Source organism: Reyranella sp. GW821-FHT14A01, from assembly GCF_058803965.1.
The window spans coordinates 106,023-123,334 of record NZ_JBXAPM010000014.1 but is presented as its reverse complement, the minus strand read 5'-3'; the positions used below and the strand labels follow the sequence as shown (position 1 = coordinate 123,334).

The following is a 17,312-nucleotide window of genomic DNA, read 5'->3' as shown; positions in this document are numbered from 1 at the left end:
TGCGCTTGAGCGCCACTTCAGGGCGGGGGAAGACCCCGCCCGCAGTGGCGCGCTCCGTTGAATCACTCATCGAGACCTCGTCCCTTGGCCCGCGCCAGCTCGTTCGAACCGGGCTTGGTCGCACTGAAATAGCCTGCGGCCTTCTTGGCATCCATCTCGACCAGCGCATCGGCCGGGATCAGGTGCTCGGGGATCGGCACCTGCTCGACGATCTCGATGCCCTGCTCGCGCAGCGCGTCGGACTTCATGTTGCTCATCGAGGCGAAGCGGTCGATGCGGTTGATGCCGAGCCAATGGAAGATGTCGGGCATCAGCTCCTGGAAGCGCATGTCCTGCACGCCTGCCACACATTCTGTGCGGTTGAAGTATTGCGCCGCCGAATCACCGCCGGGCTGGCGCTTGCGTGCGTTGTAGACGAGGAACTTCGTCACCTCGCCCAGCGCGCGGCCTTCCTTGCGATTGTAGATGACGACGCCGACGCCGCCCTTCTGCGCCATGTCGATGCAGATCTCGATGCCGTGCGCGAGATAGGGCCGGCAGGTGCAGATGTCGGAGCCGAACACGTCGGAGCCGTTACATTCGTCGTGGAGGCGGCAGGCGATTTTCGTCTCGGGGCGGCCGAGCTTCGACACGTCGCCGAAGAAATAGATCGTGGCGCCGCCGATCGGCGGAAGGAACAGTTCGAGGTCGGGCCGCGTCACCAGCTCGGTGTACATGCCGCCGGTCTGCTCGAAGAGCGTGCGGCGCAAGTCGACTTCCTTGACGCCGAAACGCTCGGCGATGCCGGGCAGCCACCAGACCGGCTCGATGGCCGCCTTGGTCACCTTCACGTCGCCCGAGCCGCTCAATATGTCGTTGTCGGGCTTCAGCCGGCCGGCCGCCAGGGCCTCCATGATCTCCGGCATGTTCACATGCGCCTTGGTGACGGCGATGGTCGGGCGGATGTCCCAGCCCGCCGCCAGCTTGTCGGCGAAGACCTCGGAGACCAGGTGGCCCCACGGATCGAGCGACACGATCTTCTTCGGATCGAACCAGCCCTCGAACGGCCCGATGCGCTCGGCCGGCGAGGTGTTGGTGAGGTCGGGCCGGTGATCGGCTTTCAGCTCCTGCGCCGCGATCGCCAGCGCGCGATAGATGCCGTAGCTGCCGGAATGGACGCCGATGACGTTGCGGTGCGAGGTGAGGCCGACCGTACCGACCACCGGCCCCCTCACCGCAGGGTCGCGCGCGCCCCAGACCACCGGAGGGGCCGGCTGGCCGCCCTGGCTGGGATGAGTATTCAATCTGATGTGCGCCATGTGCTTTCCGGTCCTCTGGGAGCGGGAAAGCGAGGAAGTGTACAGCCGCCGGATGACCAAAGGAAGACGCTGCGCCCTTGCGTCTTGCGGTCGGTCGGGAGACCCTTCACGCGACATGATGAAATCTGCCCTGTCCGTTTTCTCGCTTCTCGCCGTCCTGGCCCTCGCCTGGGTCGCCGCGCCGGCCGGACTGTCGGCGGCCGACCCTCTTCCCGTGCCGAGACCAATCTATTTTTCCGCGGGCGCCAGGAGCGGGACCGTGGGCGGCCACGTGCAGCGCGGCGAATACAATCTCTATTCGCTGGTGGGCGACGCGGGTCAGTTCATGACCGTCTCGATGACGACGCCCGGCGGCAATGCGTTCTTCCAGATTTATGAGCCCGACACCACGATCGGCCGCGACGGCGACGGCGCACTGACGTTCACCGGCAAGGCGTTGCGCAGCGGCGGGCCCGGCGAGGACGCAACGCGCTGGACGGGCCGACTTCCGCGCAAAGGCACCTACATCATCGCGATCGGTAGCACGCGCGGCAACGCGAACTACAGCATGGACGTGAAGATCGAGTAGAGCGTCCGGCCTACTGCGCGACTTTCAAGGTCGCGAGATAGTCGACGATCTCTCCCCGCTCACGATCGTCGATCGGCGCCTTGTAGGTGTGGATCATCTTGTCGACGATGCCGGCCCATGCCGCCTTCGGCAGGTCGGGCTGGGTCAGCACCATGCCGGCCGAATGGCAGACCAGGCAGTTGCCGTTCATCGTTTCCGCCTTGGCGCCTCCCGGAAAGATGACGTCGCTCGGAGGCAACTGCAGCGACACCGACTTCAGCACGAAGCCTGTCGTGGCGGCAGAGGCGGTCCCCGGTGAGGCAACCCGCGGCGCCGGAAGCTGGACCGCGGGATGGCCGATGAAAGCCAAGGTCAGCCCGGCGATCGCGGCGACGGCGAACCCCAGCGTAGAACCATTGATCGCCATCGCTCAGGCCGCCTTCACATGCACGGTCTCGATGCGGTTGTGCATGAAGCCGCTCGGGTTCCAGTTGTTGGCCGCGGGCTGCACGAGCCCGGCGTCGCTGGTGCAGCGGACCATCAGCGCGAGGTCGCCCACCGCGGGCGTCACCTCGGCCTGCCATTGCCGGAAGCTGTATTTGCCCTCATCGGCGCCCAGCACCGTCGGCAGCCAGCTCTTGCCGCCGTCCGCCGAAAGCTCGACCGTCTTCACGCCCGCGTCGCCGCCGAAGGCGATGCCGCGGATCATGGTCTTCTCGCCCGCCTTCAGAGCCGCGCCGTCCTTGATATTGGTGACGAACGAGCGCGGCACCATGCGGGTGATCGGCACCATGGCGAGGCCCGTCTGGCCCGGCTTCATGTCGGCGCCCGGCGTGTCCGGGACGAGGTAGGCGCTCTTGGTCCAGTAATTCTCGTCGGGTTCGGCCAGCACCTCGATGCGGGACAGCATCTTCACCCAGTAGGTCGAGTACCAGCCGGGCACCACGAGGCGCAGCGGGAAACCGTTCAGCAACGGAAGCTGCTCGCCGTTCATGGCGTAGGCGATCATCACCTCGCCATCATGCGCGTGATCGAGCGCCAGCGACTTCATGAACTTCGGCGCCTCGGCCACCACCGGATCGTCGAGGCCGGCGAAGCGGACCGCCGTCGCACCGGCCTTCACGCCGGCCCGGTCGAGCACGTCCTTCAGCCGCACGCCCATCCACTTGGCATTGCCCATCGCGCCGTTGGCCCATTGCGCGCCGGGAACCCGGGGATCGGTGAAGCCGCGCGAATTGCCCGAACACTGGTTGACGGCCGCCAACTCGACCCGCGGCAGCCCGTCGACGATTTCCTTCAAGCTGAGCGACAATTCCTTGTCGACATGACCGCCGACGGCGAGCCGGAAGCTGCCGACGTCGATCTCGGTCGGAATCACCGCCCAGTGCCAGCGTACATAGAAGGCGTCGTTGGGCGTGAACACCCCGCGGTCGAAGACCTCGAACGGCGTCTCCAGCAGCGGCGGCCGGGTCCGCTGCAGGATCATCGGCCCCTTCTGCGGGAAGGCCGTCGTGATCGCCCGCTCGGCCGGCGCGAACGGCAGGTCGACCACCGCCTGGCCCCAGGCCGAGCCGGAAACGACCATGAGGCCACTGGCGGCCGCCCGTCCCAAAAAGGATCGCCGCTTCGTTTCCGTCATCTCTTACGCACCTTTACTCTCGACGGCGGGTACATTGCGCATAACAGGGTGCGGCGAGCCAATGCCTTCCTGTCGCGCATCATCGCCACGATGATGCAGCTTCCCGCTTCCTCGTCGGAATGCTAGCGTCGCTTCGTTACAAGAATTCAGCCAAAAATTGTCTGCAATTCACTGGCGTTCGGCCCCACCGTGCCGATGACCGGCCCTCTCACCGCAGGATCGCGGGGCCGGCTGGCCGCCCCGTGATGAAGGATGCCGACGCCTATGGCCGTCGCTCCAGCGCGCGGATCACTCCCCTCCTCCCCCGCCGCCATCGCCGCCGCCCCCATCACCTCCCCCACCGTCGGCATCACCGCCGCTATCAGCGGAGATCTCGATCGAGAAACCTCCCCAGAAGCCTCTCCGATCCGTGGTCGTGCCGTCTGACTCCGTTTCCGGCCAGACGTTTGCGATACCCTTCGCCAGGATGGAACCGACGATCACTCCGGCAAAGATACAGCCAGTCCAAGCCTGGCCGTCTTTTGCCAGAGGATTCATGCAGTAGACCACGACTCGCGCCGTGATGGCCGTCACGGCGATCAGTACCAGTTGAACAAGCCCAAAGGGGATTATGATTCTGCGCATCATTGCTCGCTACGGCGACCGCAGATCAATGGCCACCGCCGGCTCCACAATCGCCAACACCGTCGCCCGCATGCCCGCAGGAAGAATGGCCCGAGGAACCTCCGCCAGAAGCGCCCGAAGATGTAGCCAGACCCGGTAATCCGGCACTGGCAGCCATCGCACCGCCTCCAACAATGACTCCGCCATCGTATGAGGACGTGTACTGAAACTGACGGGCGGGCTTTTCATCGACCGGTGGCTTCGGGTCACGGCGATGACTCGCCATGTAAGGGCAGATCATGGCCGCCAGAAAAATCCCAATGGACCAGGCTGCCCCATCATCAAACCGCGGAAGCCAGTGGTGAATCCCGATGCGTGTCCCCACCGTCACGACAGCGAAGATCAGGATGTAGGCGACGTACTTCAACTTGCGTCTCCATCGTGCAAGATGGAAGTGCGTATCTCGTTCGTCATACTACCCGACATTGCCTGAAAAGCCGGCCAGAAGCGATATCTTCCTCGGCTGGTGCGATCCGCTGAGGTGCAACCGCTTAACGATCCACCTTCCCGCTCCACGAGCGGAATGCTAGCGTTCATCCCGTCGCGGCATTTCAAACGCAAGTTGCCGCCGCGACTCACAGAGTGTGAAACGGCGTGAAACAAGCGCCGGCACAAGAAGAGATACAGGGGAGGATGGCGGGTGACGCCAGCGCGACGACCCATGTTCGGCGAACAGCAGCGCTTCATGCTGCTGCTGATTACGCCTGCCGTGCTTTTGCTCGGCCTCTTCCAGGTCGTGCCGATCGTGATCGGCGCCAATGCGAGTTTCCGCGACTGGGCGCTGTATAATCCCAAGAAGACCTGGGTCGGGCTCGATCACTACAAGTCGGTCATCACCGACCCGGCCTTCCTCGAAGTCGTGCTGCCCAACACCTTCATCTTCATGGTGCTGAGCGTGGCGGGCGCGCTGGCCCTCGGGCTGGGTCTCGCCCTCCTCCTGAACCGGCCGTTCCGCGGCCAGAAGATCGTGCAGACCGTGCTGATGGTGCCGCTGATGGTGGCGCCGGTGATCGCGGCCATCATGATGCGCTGGATGTTCAACGACCAGTTCGGGGTCGTGAATGCGGTGCTCGAAGGGCTGGGCCTCGAAGGCCAGCCGTGGCTGGTCGAGCGCTGGAGCGCCTTCGCCATCATCGTCCTGACCGACATCTGGCTGTGGACGCCATGGTTCACGCTCCTCCTGCTGGCCGGCCTTCAGAGCCTGCCCAAGGAGCCCTTCGAGGCGGCCGAGATCGACGGCACCTCGACCTGGCGCGTGTTCACCCATCTCACCCTGCCGATGCTGCAGCCGGTGATCGTCGTCTGCGTGGTGATCCGTGCCATCGACGCGTTCCGCACCTTCGACATCGTGTGGACCCTGACCGGCGGCGGCCCCGGCCGCTCGACCGAGCTGTTCAGCCTCTACGCCTACGTGCTCGCCTTCCTGAACCTCGACCTCGGTCGCGGCTCGGCCGCGGCGATCGTCGGCGGTCTCATCATCCTCGTGGTCGGCATCGGTCTCTACCGCATCGTCGACCGCGTCACGAAGGCCTAATCCGATGGCGATGGTCCGCAGATCCCTGATGTTCTCCGGCCTGCCGACGGGCGTCCGCCGCCTGCTGTTCGGGTTGGCGCTGTTCGGCATCTGCTTCGCGTTCGCCTTCCCGGTCCTGTGGCTGATCCTGACGTCGCTGCGGCCGGAGTCGGGCGTCTACTACGTCCATCGCGGCACCGAGTTCACGCTCGCGAGCTTCGCCGAGGTGCTGCAGGACGACCGGCTGATCCACGCCTTCATCAACTCGGCGATCATCTCGACCCTGGCGACGATCTTCTCGCTGCTCGTCACCGTGTCGAGCGGCTACATGCTGTCGCGCTTCAAGGGGCCGGCGGCGTCGACCTGGTTCGGCACGATCTACGTGTTCCGTTGCGTGCCCTACATCTCCTGGGTCCTGCCGCTCTACTTCGTGGCCCAGAGCTGGGGCCTCTACGACACCTATCTCGGCCTGCTGCTGCCGCACATCGCCGTCCACATCTGCTTCTTCTCCTGGCTGATGAAGGGCTTCTTCGACGGCATCGATCCGTCGATGGAGCATGCCGCACTGATCGACGGCTGCACGCGCTGGGGCGCCTTCGTGCGCGTGGCGCTGCCCTCGGCCATCCCGGCGATCTCCGCGCTCGCCGTGCTGTGCTGGCTGTTCACCTGGAACGAGTTCCTGTTCGCGCTGATCCTGACCGGCAACAAGGTGCCGGTGATCACCGTCGTGATGGCCCAGTTCGTCACCGAGATGGGGCTGCGCTGGAATCTCATGGCCGCGACCGCGGTCATGGCGCTGGTGCCCGCCTTCCTGCTGGCCCTGTTCGGCCAGAAATATGTGATCCGGGGCCTTCGGATCTAACAACAAGACAAAAACGACGACCACCCTAGGAGGAAACGAGATGAGCGTAAGACGAAGGACCCTGGCTGCAATCGCAGCCGCTGCCGGACTGCTCGTCGCAGGCGGCGCCAACGCCCAGGCCGTCAAGGAACTGCGCATCGGCTACCAGCCGAGCCCGATCCAGGACGCCTCGATCGCCATGTTCGAGACCTGGGGCGCCAAGAACGGCATCAAGATCGTGAAGGTGCCGAACTCCTACGGCGTCTACGTCGAGAAGATGACGGCGTCGCTGACCTCGAACTCCGACCAGTACGACGTCATCTGGCACAATGACGACTGGGGTCAGCTCTGGGCCCATCTGCTCGAGCCCACCGACGACGTGCCCGGCCTGCAGTTTGCCGAGAAGTGGGGCATGGACAAGGTCGTGTTCGGCAATGCGCAGGGCCAGAACACGGTCGTGCCGATGGGCCAGACCTTCAGCGTGTTCTTCTATCGCTCCGACCTGGTGCAGCCCAACGAGGTCCCGAAGACGCTGGCCGAGGTCGTCGAGGCCAGCAAGAAGCTGCAGGCCGCCAACAAGGTGAAGTTCGGCTATGTCGGTGCCATGTCGATGAACAACAGCTGGTTCAGCTGGTTCTGGTCGATGTGGGGCAACAATTGCGACGTACTGATGCCCTTCTACGAGCGCGACAACAAGGTGCTGGCGCAGAACGGCTGGAAGTCCGGCCTCGGCGAGCCCTGCATGAAGCAGACGGTCGAATACTGGTGGGATGCCATCAACACCCACAAGATCTCGCCGCGCGGCATGCCGGCCTACGACCGCAACGAGGCCAACGCGGTGTTCATGGCGGGCGATGCGGCCTTCACCGTGGCCGACTCGCTGTGGTGGGGAACCTTCAACGACGCCGCCAAGTCGAAGGTCGTGGGCAAGGTCGCCGCGGCGCGCTTCCCGCTCGGCCCCAACCGCCAGAAGAACTTCGCCTGGGACGATATCTGGGGCTGGGCGATCCCGAAGTCGATCTCGCCCGAGCGCAAGGCGCTGGCCAAGCAGATGCTGGGCGCCATGATGATGGACGAGGAAGGCCAGATGAAACTCTGGAAGGCGACCGGCGCGCCGCCGCCCAACACGCAGTTCTGGGACAAGATCGCGGCCCAGGATCCGTTCATGAAGCTGCTGAAGGAAGCGGCCCTCGATTCGCCCGACAAGGTGCGCGGCGCCTACTACTTCCCGCAGTGGCCGGCCGTGCATAAGGCGTTCAACGACGCCGTGACCAAGGCCGTCACCGGCAAGCGCGAGGATATCGGCAAGGTCCTCACCGACAGCGCGCCGCTGGTCACCAAGGCGGCGACGCAATAACGGCCTGAAGCGATATTGAATCGATACCCCCGCCGCGCTTCAGTGCGGCGGGGTCGTCACGCTCAGCGTAAGCAAGGTCGGCGGGGATCATGGCAGCGATCGTACTGGACAAGCTCAACAAGCATTACGGGGCGCTGCATCACGCCGTGAAGGACGTCGATCTCACGATCGCCGACAAGGAATTCGTGGCACTGGTCGGACCGTCGGGCTGCGGCAAGTCGACGACCTTGCGCATGATCGCAGGCCTCGAGGACATCAGCGGCGGCGAGATCCGCATCGACGGTCGGGTGGTCAACCACCTCCCGCCGCGCGACCGCGACATCGCCATGGTGTTTCAGAACTACGCGCTCTATCAACACATGAGCGTTTACGACAATCTGGCCTTCGGCCTGCGCAACAAGAAGATGCCGGAGAGCGAGATCAAGGCGGCGATCGACCGCGCCGCCGGCATCCTCGGCCTGCACGAGCTGATGAAGCGCAAGCCGCGCCAGCTCTCGGGCGGCCAGCAGCAGCGCGTGGCGCTCGGCCGCTGCATCGTGCGCAACCCGCTGGTCTTCCTGTTCGACGAGCCGCTCTCCAATCTCGACGCCAAGCTGCGCGCCCAGATGCGCATCGAGATCAAGCGCCTGCATGCCCAGCTTCCCACGACGTCGGTCTTCGTGACCCACGACCAAGTCGAGGCGATGACCTTGGGCGACCGCGTCGTGGTGATGAAGGACGGCCGTGTCCAGCAGGCGGGCACGCCGCTCGCGGTCTATGGCAATCCAGTCAACAAGTTCGTCGCGGGCTTCATCGGCGCGCCCGCGATGAACTTCCTCGACGTCACCATCGCCCGGGAAGGCGAGACGATCGTGGCCCAGTCGGCCGCGGTGAAGCTTGCCGTCAACGAACCCAGCAGCCGCGCCCTCGAAGCCTATGTCGGCCGGCGCGTGGTGATGGGTTTGCGGCCCGAGCATCTGCTGCTGGGCGACGGCGTGGTGAGCCGCAGCTTCGCCGCCAAGGTCGAGGTGGTCGAACAGCTCGGCTCCGAGATCCTGCTGGAAACCCGCGTCGGCGACGCGCGCGTGACCGCCGCCCGCGTACCACCCGAATCGGCGATCGTCGCCGGCGACCAGGTCCGCCTCTCCGTGCAGCCCGGCCGCTTCCATTTCTTCGATCCCGATACCGAGATCGCGATTACCTGAGGCGACGAGCTTATCCCTTCGCCGCCAGGTCGATGGCGCGGCGGTACATCGTCATCGCGGCTTCCGGCGTGTTGTAGCCGGCGTGCGCGGTCAGCGTGACGTTGTCGAGCTTCAGCAGCGGTTCCTCGGGCGGTGTCGGCTCCTTGCCGAAGACGTCGGTCGCGTAATGGCCGATCCGGCCCGAGCCCAGCAGCTCGATCAGCACCGGCTCGTCGACGACGCCGGCGCGCGCGGTGTTGACGATGATGACGCCGGGCTTGGTCTTCTCCAGCTTTGCACGGTCGATAAAGCCACGCGTGGCGTCGTTCAGGGCGAGGTGCAGGCTCACGATGTCGGACTGCGCCAGCAGCTCGTCGAGCGTCACGGTCGGCACGCTTCCGCCCGCAACGGCTGAGCGATTGTAGGCGATCACCTTCAGTCCGATGCCCTGGGCGATGCGTGCCATCTCGCGGCCGATGCCGCCCAGCCCGACCACGCCCAAGGTCTTGCCCTTGAGCTCCATGCCCTGCATCGGCCGCCAGCCGCCACCGCGCACGATGCCGTGCATGGTCGCGATGTGGCGGGCCGCGGCGAAGACCAGCCCCATCGCATGCTCGGCGACCGTGGTGTCGCCGTAACCGCCGATGGTCGAGACCTTGATGCCGAGCCGCTCGGCCGCCGCGACGTCGACGAAGCTCGACGCTCCCGTGCCGAGGAAGACGATGTGCTTCAGGCCGGTACAGCGCTTCAGGGTCGGCTCGCTGAAGTAGGTCGCATCGTTGATGACCGTGTCGTAGCCCTCGACCTTGCCCGACACTTCCTCTTCCGGAACCGGCCCCATGCCGATGGTGATCGGGATGTCCGATGCGCCGTGGACCTGTTTCCACACGCGATCGATATCGGGCGTCGAATCGATGAATAATGTCTTCGGCATGGTCTCTCCCCCGTTTGTCCCGACGATAGTCCGCATATTTAGGACTGTCTGCTATGACGCGAAGAATCGTCGACTTTCGGGGTCCTGCAGCGGCCGTCGCCGGCGACGCCCCGATCAGGGGCGGCCGCGCTGCTGACCGGGCCTGCGTAACAGGGCATGCTCGCCTCCAACACAAGATGGAGGATGACATGCCCGATCTCTTTCCGACGACCGGCGAGGCCGAGGAAGAAAAGCTCAAGGAAGCGACGGCGACCGGCGGCCCCGGCATCGTGAACCATCTCGGCCCCGCCTCCTTCCAGAAGGACGGGCTGCGGCCCTTCTTCGAGTACCGGCCGCTCGGCCTGAAGGAGCTGACCGGCGGCAAGGTCGGCGCACACGTGATCCGCGCCGTGCCCGGCCAGCATCCCGATGCGCCGCGCCACAGTCACGCGCTCGAATTCCAGTTCGTCTACGTGCTGAAGGGCTGGGCGATCTTCGAATACGAAGGCTACGGCCAGCACAAGCTCGTCGCCGGCTCGACCGTCTATCAACCGCCCGGCGTGAAGCACAAGGAGATCGACCACAGCGACGATCTCGAGCTGATCGAGATCACCATGCCGGCCGATTTCGAAACGACGGTCGTGGAGTAGTCGAAGGCACGGCACTCCACCCGCCCGCGTTGCATGGGCTCTCTTTTCAACCTAAAATCTCTGTGTTTTAGCGTAGGGAGTCCAATGAAGTCGCTCTTGCCGCTCGCGATCCTGTGCCTGGCGAGCGCCGCAGCGTGGGCGCAACCCCAGCAGCCGCCCCCGCAGAAGCCGCCTACCTGCGTGTCGCAATATTCCGAGGCGGCGGCGATGTCGGCGGGCCTGCTGATCTCCATGGGTTATGAGATCCAGGCAGCCATCCCGGGCGGCCTGTGGCTGCAGAAAGACAAGGAGGTCTATTTCTGCAATTCCGGCCGCGCCGCCGACGGCGAGACCTTGTGCTGGAAACTGCGCGTGCCGGTGAAAGGGCAGAGCTGTCAGTAAGACAGAGCCAGGCGCGCCAAGATCCGGCAGTCGGCCAGCAGCCGCCGCTCGTTGATGTTGGTCACGCCGAGCAGCAGTCCCTGTTGTGGCGACCGCGCATACCAGGGCGATAGCGGCGTCGGCGCCAGGCCGAAGGACAACGCACGGGCTGCCATGTCCACGTCGGATACTGCCTCGGGCAGCGCAAGCACGACAGCGAGGCCAGCGGTTGCTTTTACCTGCATCGCTCTTGAACTCACTTCGCTCAAGCAGCGCAACAGCTTCTGCCGTTGCGAAGCGTAGAGGCGCTTCATGCGGCGGAGATGGCGGATGTAGTGACCGTCCCGCATGAACTGCGCCACGGCAAGCTGCATCGCCATCGACGGCGCTGGTCCCAGACAGGCCAGAAGGTCGGCGAACTGTCGTGACAGTTCCCGCGGCACGACCATGAAGCCGAGGCGCAGCGCCGGGCTGATGGTCTTGCTGAAGCTGCCGATATGCAGCACCCGCCCACCATGATCGAGCGAGGCGAGCGCCGGTGCTGCACGTCCCTGCAGCTGCAACTCGCTCAGATAATCGTCCTCGATGATCCAGCCGTCGTTTTCGCGAGCCCAGGCGATCAGCGCCAGCCGCCGCGGCAGCGACATCGTCATGCCGAGCGGCGCCTGCTGGCCGGGTGTCACGACGGCGACTGCCGCGTCGGCGACACGCTTCAGGCCGGACGCGACATCCATCCCTTTCTCGTCAACCGGGATCGCCGCGACAGTCAGGCCCGCCAAACGCAACGCCGTGCGGGTCAGCGGAAAGCCCGGCTCCTCCATCCAGGCCCGCTTGCCCTCGAGCGCCAGCCCGCGGACCGCGAGGCCGAGTGCGGCCGGCAAACCCGATGTCACCAGGATCTGCGATGGCGTGCAGTGCATCCCGCGCGCCACCGCGAGGTACGCCGCGATCTCCTTGCGCAGCTCCGGCTCACCGCGTGGGTCCGGATAGGAGACCCGTGCCACCGACTGCCGCGCCTCGCGCACGAGGATGCGCGACCAGACCTTCTGCGGGAAGGCATCCTGGGACGGCACCCCCATCTGGAAGGGCTGCGGCGCCGTTCCGAAGCCATAATACAGGTCCGGTAACGGCGGCGGATCGGGCGACTCGTCGGGCATCGCAGGTCGCGGCGGACGCGCCGAGACCCGGGTGCCGGCCGCGCCCATGCCGATCGCGAACTGCTCGGCGATCAGCCGCTCGTAGGCCACGCGCACGGTGCCGCGCGAGACGCCGAGCTGGGCCGCCAGGTCGCGCCACGACGGCAGGCGCGCGCCGGCGGCCAGTTGTCCGGCTTCGACCGCCTCCCGGATCGCGCCGTAGATCTGTTCGGCGAGCGGCGTCTTGCCTGCGGGCTCCAGCGCAATGAGCAGTTTGGCCATCGGTCGATGGTACAGTAGGATTCGCCGTTCTTGGTGCTTTTTAATGACCTCGCGGGTGCGCATCTCTTGGCGACATCTTCAGGAGACCCCGATGACCCAACGTCTGGATTATGACATCGCCTCGCCGGCCGGCGTGAAAGCCCTCGAACGTGTCTACGGCCATGTCCTGCAATGCGGCCTGCCGAAAGCACTCGTCGATCTCGTCTACCTTCGGATCTCGCAGATCAACGGCTGCGCCTACTGCATCGACATGCATTCGAATGACCTGCTGAAGGAGGGCATGAAGCTCGAGAAGCTGTTGCTGCTGCCTGTGTGGCGCGAGCTCGGCGACCGGTTCGACGCCACAGAACGGGCAGCGCTCGCCTGGGCAGAGACCGTAACCCGCGTTGCCGAGACGCATATCCCCAACGCCGAGTTCGAGGCGGCTTCCGCCGTGTTCGACCACAAGCAGCTCACCGACCTCACCATCGCCATCGGCCTGATCAATACCTACAACCGCATGGCCATCGGCTTCCGGAAGCTTCCGGATCCGCGTGCGGCGTGAGGGAGACAGGATCATGTCCAACCTGTCGCCCTCCTCCCTCATCATTCCCGATTCGCTTCTTGCGCGGGAGGCCACGGGCATCCTGCGCGAGCATTCCACCGACCTGCTGTTCAATCACTCGGTCCGCGTCTACTTGTTCGCGGCGGAGCAGGGTCGTCGTCAGAAGCTGCGGTTCGATGCGGAACTCCTCTACATCGCGGCAGCCTTCCACGATCTCGGTCTGATCGAGAAGTTCTCAAGCGACAACGAACGCTTCGAGGTCGACGGCGCCAACGCCGCCCGTCAGTTCCTGAGCGTGCACGACGTCCCCGAGGAGCAGATACAGACCGTCTGGCAGGCGATCGCCCTGCACACGACGCCCGGCATTCCACAACATATGCCGCCCGAGATCGCGCTTCTCTATTCGGGGGTCGGCCTCGATGTGCTCGGACGAGGCTTCGATCAGTTTCCGCCGGAGCTGCGGGAACAGATCGTTGCCAAGTATCCCCGCACGCATTTCAGGCAAGCCTTCATCGAGGCCTACTTCGCAGGCTTCGCGCACAAGCCCCACACCACTTACGGCACGGTGAACGCCGGCGTCTGCGAACGTCACCTGCCCGGCTACAAGGCTCCCAATGCCTGCGACCTGATTGCAGCCTCTCCCTTTCCGGACTCCGAATAGCGCTGGCTGACGCGCGTCAGCCCGGCTTCTTGTGGCAATCGAAAGTGACGATGCGCGGCGTGTAGGGCGCGAGCGGCAGCACTTGCGGGAAATTCTTCTTCGGCCAGGTGCCGTCGGCCAGATGCCGGTCGACCACCGGCACCAGCAGCTGCAGCATGATCCAGGCCTGCAGCCGCACGCCCTCGGGCGCGCCGTGGATCGCATCGATGAACAGATCCGGTTCGGACGGCATCAATCGCGCGACATCGAGGAAGTCGATTCTCTGCGCCTTGGCGAACTTCTCCAACACGCGGTTCTGGAACAACGCCAACCGTTCGAGGTCGCGGTAGCGGAAGGGCGCGAAGCCGAAATTGAGATACTCCAGGATGAGACGGTGCCGCACCGGATCGAGCACCATGCCGTCCGCCACCAGCCACTTGAACGAGGCGATCGCCAGTTCGCCGCCCGCCTTCTCCGTGGCCGCCTCGATGCGTTCGAGGTCGGCCAGGATGGTCGGCAGGTTCACCGGCAGGTCGGTGCGCGCGATGTCGGGATCGTTCTCGTCGAGCCCCTTCGGCCAGACCAGCGTGTAGTCGGGCTTGGGCCATTCGCGCCCGTCCGCGCCAGGCGTGGCGACGATGCCGGCGCCAGGGGTCCCGCTCGCACCGGACCGAGTTGAAGGCGGCTGCTCGTATTGAGCCATCAGGTTCTTCAGGCGCTTGGCCAGGGCGAACGTGTAGCTGAGGTTCTCCAGCAATTGCCCGAAGAAGCCGGGCTCCGGCCGGGCCATGATCGGCAGCCCGGGCGGACGGGGCGGCAGATCGGGCACCAGCGTCTTCAGCTCGAACTGGTTGGCACCCTCGTAATAAACCACCAGATCGGGCGCGAGTGGTGCCACCTCATTCTTCATGATGGAGGCAATGTCGGGCGACCTGATGCTCTCGCGCCCGGCATTCAGCACCTCGAACTTGAGGTCGAGCTTCTTGGCCGCCGCCCAGCGATTGAGCCAGTAGCCGACGTGCTCGGGATACGAATAAAGGAAATGATGCGAGGCCACCGTCGTCGATGCACCGATGAAGGCGATTCGGATCGTCTTCGGTTGACGGGCGACGGGCACGGGGCCACCGCGAAACCCGTAGGCGTTCGTCACCAGTCCGATCGGCGTCGTCGTATCGGGCAGGAAGCGGTAGCGCGGCCGCGGGGCGCCGTCGGGTGGATCGTAGACGTAGATCTGTCCCGGCGCGTCCTTGAGATAGGGATGCGCGCAAGGGTCGGGGCCGACAAAGGCGCTGTTCCACGCCTTGAACATGTCGGCGCGGCGCGTGCCCTCGGTCACGCCGCTGGCTTCGACCCGACGCACCAGTTCGAGGGCGTCGGCCGAGACCGTGCGGCGGTTCGGCAAAGGCGGCGGATTCTCCTCGAACCAGGCGCTCTGCACACCTTCCGCAAGCGGGATTTCACCAAGGTGCTTCAGCGCATCGGTCGGCGTCTGGGCATCGAGCCAGCGCACCATTCCTTCTGCCGCCGCCGTGCAGAGCACGATGGAAGCCAGGATCAGCAGGGCGTTCTTCAGGACGGTCGGCACGATCCAGAGTTAATACGTCCTGTCGCATGATGCCAGACGAGCGGCGTAAGCCGGGCGTGCTATAGAAAGCATGCACCACGCGGAGAGTTCGATGCAGTTCGGCTGGCTTACCCTTGCAATGTCACCCTCGCCCGACGAGGACGCAGAGCGCATCGACCAGATCGTGGCGCAGGCCTGCGAAGCGGAGCGGCTGGGATTTTCCGACGTCTGGCTGACCGAGCACTATTTCACCGGTGAAAGCGTCTACTGCGACTCGTTGATGTTCGCAGCCGCGCTGGCGATGAAGACCAGCAAGGTGCGATTGGGTTTCGCCGTGGTGCAGACGCCCTTCCACCATCCGGTGCGCCTCGCCGTCCAGCTGGCGCTGCTCGACAATCTCAGCAAGGGCCGCATCGACGTCGGCATCGGCAAGGGCACCGCCTACAACGAATACGAATTCGTCGGCCATGGGCTGCGCAGCACCGACAGCCGCGAGCGCATGGAAGAGACCGTCGACATCCTGCAGCGCGCCTGGACCGAATCGCCGCTCGACTACGAAGGCCGTTTCCACAAGCTGCACGTGCCGGCGATCCGGCCCAAGCCGGTGCAGCAGCCTGGCCCGCCGCTCTGGCGCAGCGTGATCTCGCCCGGCTCGTTCAGGGAATGCGGCAAGCTCGGCATGCCGATCCTGACGGCCCGCCTTCCGGTCGAGCGCATCAAGGAACGCTGGGCGACCTACGCCGCAGGCATCGACGAGGGCGGCCATGACGCGGCGACCAAGGAACGGCTGCTCACCCAGAGCGCGCTGTGGCGCAACGTCTATGTCGGAGAATCCGACGCCGAGGCGGAGGATGCACTGGCCGCTCTGTTGGTCGAGACGCGCGAGCACATGATGCATGTCCGCGAGGCGCACAATCCTGCCGATTTCGAACCCGAGCCCGCGACGCTCAATGCCTGGACGGACCCCAAGGTGCCGGACTCCGAGGCCGTACCCTTCCTGCTGCGGACCGGCTGCCTCTACGGCTCGGCCAGGCGCGTGCGCGAACAGGTCGCCGAACTGCGCGACGTCGGGGTGCAGCACCTGCTTTGCCAGACCGGCTTCGGCGCGATGAACCATGCGCAGAACCTCGCCTCGATGCGCCGCTTCGGCGAGGAGGTCATGCCCGCCTTCGTCTGAAAACTCCGGTCATGTGTCGAACAGAACGGCCTCCTTTATGGCGGGCCGTGGAACGATCAGCCGGCATCTGCGTTTAAGTTATTGGCCTTCAGCCCGGCCAGTTGGGTAGAACGGCTGTATCAGGGGGAGAGCATGGCCATTTCCGCAAAAGATCAAGCGCTGGTGCGCGTCATCGCCCAAGGCGAAAATGAAGTCTTGGCCAATTGGGTCTCGACCCTGAATCTCGGCGAAACCCGCATGACGGCGCAGGAAGCGGAGGCCCAGGCCCGCGCTGTGTTGCATGCGCTGGCGAAGGCGGTCGCGCAAGGTAACCTCACCGACGCTCGGAGTTCGGAATTTGCCGAGGTGCGCGACGTATTGCAGAGCTTTTCCCGGAGCCGTGCCCTGCAGGGTTTCTCACCGACCGAGACGGCGACCTTCATCTTTTCCCTGAAGCGAGCCCTGTTCGCCGAGCTGCGCAAAACCGCCAAGCCTGAAGAGACGCCCGATCTGCTCTGGGGAATAAGCCAGCTGATCGACCAGCTCGGCCTGTTCACGGTCGAGATGTATCAGAAGACCCGCGAGGAACTGATCGCCCGCCAGGGCAAGGAGATCGACGAGCTGTCGACCCCGGTGGTCAAGCTGTGGGAAGGCATCGTCGCGCTGCCGCTGATCGGCACGCTGGACAGCGGCCGCACCCAGGTCGTCATGCAGAACCTGCTGGAAACCATCGTGCAAACCGGTGCCGAGATCGCCATCCTCGACATCACCGGCGTGCCCATGGTCGACACGCTGACCGCCCAGCATCTGCTCAAGACCGTGTCGGCGGCCCGGCTGATGGGCGCCGACTGCATCATCAGCGGCATCCGCCCGCAGATCGCGCAGACCATCGTACAGCTCGGACTCGAATTGAACGTCGTCTCCAAGGCGACACTCGCCGACGCGCTGGCGCTGGCGCTGAAGCGCACCGGGCGCACCGTGGTCAAGGTAAAGGCGCAATCGACCGGGGCATTCCTGGATCCATCGGCCGAGAAGCGCGGCTGAGC

19 protein-coding genes are annotated in these 17,312 nt (G+C 65.1%); 11 read left to right on the top strand and 8 right to left on the bottom strand.

Going from position 1 to position 17,312, the window contains the following annotated elements; all coding sequences use genetic code 11:
• Nucleotides 1-62 precede the first annotated feature (62 nt).
• Nucleotides 63-1,298 carry a GTP cyclohydrolase II gene (locus AC1ROX_RS24155; protein WP_493129976.1) on the bottom strand — a complete coding sequence of 412 codons (1,236 nt, stop codon included), beginning with the start codon at nucleotides 1,296-1,298 and terminating at the stop codon, nucleotides 63-65.
• 115 nt (nucleotides 1,299-1,413) lie between these two features.
• Between AC1ROX_RS24155 and AC1ROX_RS24150 the strand changes: the two genes are divergently transcribed.
• A complete protein-coding gene (locus AC1ROX_RS24150; protein ID WP_493129974.1) occupies nucleotides 1,414-1,866 on the top strand; it encodes a hypothetical protein in 453 nt (150 codons plus the stop codon).
• A gap of 10 nt (nucleotides 1,867-1,876) precedes the next feature.
• Here AC1ROX_RS24150 and AC1ROX_RS24145 read toward each other — a convergent pair whose 3' ends face one another.
• The 4 genes from AC1ROX_RS24145 to AC1ROX_RS24130 form a co-directional block, all read right to left on the bottom strand.
• On the bottom strand, nucleotides 1,877-2,272 hold the full coding sequence (locus AC1ROX_RS24145) for a c-type cytochrome (RefSeq protein ID WP_493129972.1): 396 nt from the start codon (nucleotides 2,270-2,272) through the stop codon (nucleotides 1,877-1,879).
• 3 nt (nucleotides 2,273-2,275) lie between these two features.
• Complete coding sequence (locus AC1ROX_RS24140) at nucleotides 2,276-3,484, bottom strand: molybdopterin-dependent oxidoreductase (RefSeq protein WP_493129970.1); 1,209 nt, start codon at nucleotides 3,482-3,484, stop codon at nucleotides 2,276-2,278.
• A 288-nt stretch (nucleotides 3,485-3,772) separates the two neighbouring features.
• Nucleotides 3,773-4,111: a hypothetical protein gene (locus AC1ROX_RS24135; RefSeq protein WP_493129968.1), complete on the bottom strand. Its 339-nt coding sequence runs from the start codon at nucleotides 4,109-4,111 to the stop codon at nucleotides 3,773-3,775.
• A 22-nt stretch (nucleotides 4,112-4,133) separates the two neighbouring features.
• Complete coding sequence (locus AC1ROX_RS24130) at nucleotides 4,134-4,514, bottom strand: hypothetical protein (protein WP_493129966.1); 381 nt, start codon at nucleotides 4,512-4,514, stop codon at nucleotides 4,134-4,136.
• Between the two features lie 294 nt (nucleotides 4,515-4,808).
• Here AC1ROX_RS24130 and AC1ROX_RS24125 point away from each other — a divergent pair, with 294 nt between their 5' ends.
• From AC1ROX_RS24125 to AC1ROX_RS24110, 4 genes are all read left to right on the top strand, one after another.
• Complete coding sequence (locus AC1ROX_RS24125; protein WP_493129964.1) at nucleotides 4,809-5,681, top strand: carbohydrate ABC transporter permease; 873 nt, start codon at nucleotides 4,809-4,811, stop codon at nucleotides 5,679-5,681.
• A gap of 10 nt (nucleotides 5,682-5,691) precedes the next feature.
• Nucleotides 5,692-6,522: a carbohydrate ABC transporter permease gene (locus AC1ROX_RS24120; RefSeq protein ID WP_493129962.1), complete on the top strand. Its 831-nt coding sequence runs from the start codon at nucleotides 5,692-5,694 to the stop codon at nucleotides 6,520-6,522.
• Nucleotides 6,523-6,562: 40 nt separating this feature from the next.
• A complete protein-coding gene (locus AC1ROX_RS24115) occupies nucleotides 6,563-7,858 on the top strand; it encodes an extracellular solute-binding protein (protein WP_493129960.1) in 1,296 nt (431 codons plus the stop codon).
• Between the two features lie 89 nt (nucleotides 7,859-7,947).
• Nucleotides 7,948-9,042 carry an ABC transporter ATP-binding protein gene (locus AC1ROX_RS24110; RefSeq protein ID WP_493129958.1) on the top strand — a complete coding sequence of 365 codons (1,095 nt, stop codon included), beginning with the start codon at nucleotides 7,948-7,950 and terminating at the stop codon, nucleotides 9,040-9,042.
• A 10-nt stretch (nucleotides 9,043-9,052) separates the two neighbouring features.
• Here AC1ROX_RS24110 and AC1ROX_RS24105 read toward each other — a convergent pair whose 3' ends face one another.
• The gene (locus AC1ROX_RS24105; protein WP_493129956.1) at nucleotides 9,053-9,955 is read right to left on the bottom strand and encodes a 2-hydroxyacid dehydrogenase; all 903 of its coding nucleotides are present in this window, start codon (nucleotides 9,953-9,955) and stop codon (nucleotides 9,053-9,055) included.
• 188 nt (nucleotides 9,956-10,143) lie between these two features.
• Here AC1ROX_RS24105 and AC1ROX_RS24100 point away from each other — a divergent pair, with 188 nt between their 5' ends.
• Both AC1ROX_RS24100 and AC1ROX_RS24095 read left to right on the top strand, forming a co-directional pair.
• Nucleotides 10,144-10,584, top strand: a complete 441-nt coding sequence (locus AC1ROX_RS24100; RefSeq protein WP_493129954.1) for a cupin domain-containing protein — start codon at nucleotides 10,144-10,146, stop codon at nucleotides 10,582-10,584.
• A gap of 84 nt (nucleotides 10,585-10,668) precedes the next feature.
• Nucleotides 10,669-10,965, top strand: coding sequence for a hypothetical protein (locus tag AC1ROX_RS24095; RefSeq protein ID WP_493129952.1), 297 nt, complete (start codon nucleotides 10,669-10,671; stop codon nucleotides 10,963-10,965).
• Here AC1ROX_RS24095 and pdxR read toward each other — a convergent pair.
• The gene (pdxR, locus tag AC1ROX_RS24090; RefSeq protein ID WP_493129950.1) at nucleotides 10,959-12,362 is read right to left on the bottom strand and encodes a MocR-like pyridoxine biosynthesis transcription factor PdxR; all 1,404 of its coding nucleotides are present in this window, start codon (nucleotides 12,360-12,362) and stop codon (nucleotides 10,959-10,961) included. The genes AC1ROX_RS24095 and pdxR overlap by 7 nt on opposite strands.
• Nucleotides 12,363-12,453: 91 nt before the next feature.
• Here pdxR and AC1ROX_RS24085 point away from each other — a divergent pair, with 91 nt between their 5' ends.
• Nucleotides 12,454-12,906: a carboxymuconolactone decarboxylase family protein gene (locus AC1ROX_RS24085; RefSeq protein ID WP_493129948.1), complete on the top strand. Its 453-nt coding sequence runs from the start codon at nucleotides 12,454-12,456 to the stop codon at nucleotides 12,904-12,906.
• Nucleotides 12,907-12,919: 13 nt separating this feature from the next.
• Nucleotides 12,920-13,567 (top strand): HD domain-containing protein, encoded by a 648-nt coding sequence (locus AC1ROX_RS24080; protein WP_493129946.1) that lies wholly within the window; start codon nucleotides 12,920-12,922, stop codon nucleotides 13,565-13,567.
• A gap of 16 nt (nucleotides 13,568-13,583) precedes the next feature.
• Here the strand turns inward: AC1ROX_RS24080 and AC1ROX_RS24075 are convergent, their stop codons facing one another.
• Nucleotides 13,584-15,131 (bottom strand): SGNH/GDSL hydrolase family protein, encoded by a 1,548-nt coding sequence (locus tag AC1ROX_RS24075; RefSeq protein ID WP_493129944.1) that lies wholly within the window; start codon nucleotides 15,129-15,131, stop codon nucleotides 13,584-13,586.
• A 91-nt stretch (nucleotides 15,132-15,222) separates the two neighbouring features.
• Here AC1ROX_RS24075 and AC1ROX_RS24070 point away from each other — a divergent pair, with 91 nt between their 5' ends.
• A complete protein-coding gene (locus tag AC1ROX_RS24070) occupies nucleotides 15,223-16,287 on the top strand; it encodes an LLM class flavin-dependent oxidoreductase (protein WP_493129942.1) in 1,065 nt (354 codons plus the stop codon).
• Between the two features lie 132 nt (nucleotides 16,288-16,419).
• Nucleotides 16,420-17,310: an STAS domain-containing protein gene (locus AC1ROX_RS24065; RefSeq protein ID WP_493129940.1), complete on the top strand. Its 891-nt coding sequence runs from the start codon at nucleotides 16,420-16,422 to the stop codon at nucleotides 17,308-17,310.
• Nucleotides 17,311-17,312: the final 2 nt, after the last annotated feature.